This is a genomic window from Curtobacterium sp. P97 (assembly GCF_023712445.1).
In the GTDB taxonomy this organism is placed as follows: Bacteria; Actinomycetota; Actinomycetes; order Actinomycetales; family Microbacteriaceae; genus Curtobacterium.
Window position 1 is genome coordinate 1 of sequence record NZ_JAMAYF010000148.1, and the last position, 437, is coordinate 437.

The 437-nt window shown below is 78.3% G+C and carries 1 protein-coding gene; it reads left to right on the forward strand.

Annotation, left to right across the window (positions count from 1 at the left end):
* Positions 1-437 (forward strand): hypothetical protein (locus M3677_RS17380; protein WP_251161197.1); only part of this gene is annotated, 437 nt, incomplete at both ends.

A 437-nucleotide genomic window follows, 5' to 3' on the forward strand; every position in this document is an offset into this window, starting at 1 on the left:
TGCTGGTGGTGACCGACCCCGGTGACGCGGTCGAGGTGACGCCGGGGTTCGTCGTGGCGGCCGACGGCTCGGTCGCCCGCCCGTTCCTGCCGGTGCTCACCCAGGACGGCGTCGCGACGGCGCGGTTGACCGGCACCTCCGGCCCGCCCGCCCTGCAGTACCGGGTGGTGCGCGACGGCGTCGTGCTGACCACGGAGTCGCCGACGAACTTCGTGTCCGGCACCGGCGCCCCGCCGTCGGGGCCGCAGCCGGGCGCTGCGCGGTCGGGCCCGGGCCCGGTGGACCCCACGGCCTTCGGCGCGGCGGTCGACGAGGCGGTCGTCGACACCGGGCTGGACCCCGCCGACCTCCCGGTGACGGTGCTGGGTGCCGGGGTCTTCCCGGCCCCCGGCGGGCTCGACGCTGCGGCGGTCACCGTGGCCGTCACGATGCCCAGC